The organism is Parasutterella muris, from assembly GCF_943193095.1.
Taxonomy (GTDB): domain Bacteria; phylum Pseudomonadota; class Gammaproteobacteria; order Burkholderiales; family Burkholderiaceae_F; genus Parasutterella; species Parasutterella muris.
This window is the reverse complement of sequence record NZ_CALPCV010000072.1, coordinates 1-1,057: the sequence shown is the minus strand read 5'-3', so window position 1 is coordinate 1,057 and position 1,057 is coordinate 1. Positions and strand designations below refer to the sequence as shown.

The 1,057-nt window shown below is 43.8% G+C and carries 2 protein-coding genes; both read left to right on the top strand.

Annotation, left to right across the window (positions count from 1 at the left end; all coding sequences use genetic code 11):
- Positions 1-41: 41 nt before the first annotated feature.
- Positions 42-470, top strand: a complete 429-nt coding sequence (locus NFR90_RS11580; RefSeq protein ID WP_251453161.1) for a helix-turn-helix domain-containing protein — start codon at positions 42-44, stop codon at positions 468-470.
- A 330-nt stretch (positions 471-800) separates the two neighbouring features.
- Positions 801-1,057: DDE-type integrase/transposase/recombinase (locus tag NFR90_RS11745; protein ID WP_371873900.1), on the top strand; the 257-nt coding region annotated here is incomplete at its 3' end.

Sequence of the window (1,057 nt, the reverse complement as noted above, 5' to 3'; positions counted from 1 at the left end):
TGTCTTGTCCTGAAAAAAGTTGACTACTTAGGGAGTCAACAATGAAAGTTGAAGAACAGATATCTACACTAATGAAACAAGCAGAGGCAAGAAGGCTTGTTTCGGATTTGTACAATCAGGGGATGCCAATAAAAGAGATTGCAAAGCATGTGCCAGTTTGTTTGGCAACAGTTTATAGGTGGATAGATTTGCCAAAAAGAACGCCGGTTGTTGGGAAAGACCTTGATAGGAAGGTCCTTGATGGAAAACTCCTTAATGCAAGAGCCTGCCCTTCTTCAGATGAGGCTAAACCCGAGAATTTAGATTTGAATAAAGTAAGCGAAATCGCCTTATTGAAAGCTCAAATCAAAGAGCTCAAGGCGCAACTGCGAGCACAAAGCCTAAAAGCACAGGCCTATGAAACAATGGTCCAGCTAGCAGAAGAGCGTTTTGGCATACCTATAAGAAAAAAATCTGGCGCCAAACAATAGAAGTCCTGCAACAGCAGGGCTGTCCGTACGGAAGTGTAACGGCCCTGTGTAAGTTGTTTGGCGTCAGCAAGCAGGCGTACTACAAGGTTCAGAAAAGAGGCTCTTCAGAGGCAGAATCGAGGTATCTAACCGAGGAGATAATCATCGAGTACTGCAAAGAAGTACGCAGTGTTGACCCGAATATAGGCGGAAAAAAGCTGTGGGCGATGTACTCTCAAAACTTTCCCGGAAGATTGCATGTCGGACGAGACCGGTTCGCAGACATTCTTGCAGACAATCATTTAAAGCTGCGACAGAAGAAAACCGAGGACAACCGATTCACAGCATAATCTGCCAACTTATCCAAACTTAATTAAGGACCTAATACCATATCGGGCGAACCAGATATGGGTTAGCGATATTACTTACGTACCAATTAAAGTAACGGATTGGGAATCGGAGTTTACATATTTAGCGCTAATCACAGATGCATACAGCCACGAGATTGTAGGCTGGAAACTAGGCTCTGACCTGAGCAATAGAACAGCAATCAGCGCACTAAAAATGGCACTCAGTCTATGCCAAGCAAGAGGGATAGATGTTAAAAA

Coding starts and splice junctions, on each gene's coding strand:
- NFR90_RS11580 (WP_251453161.1), top strand. CDS start 42: ATGAAAGTTGAAGAACAGATATCTACACTAATGAAACAAGCAGAGGCA.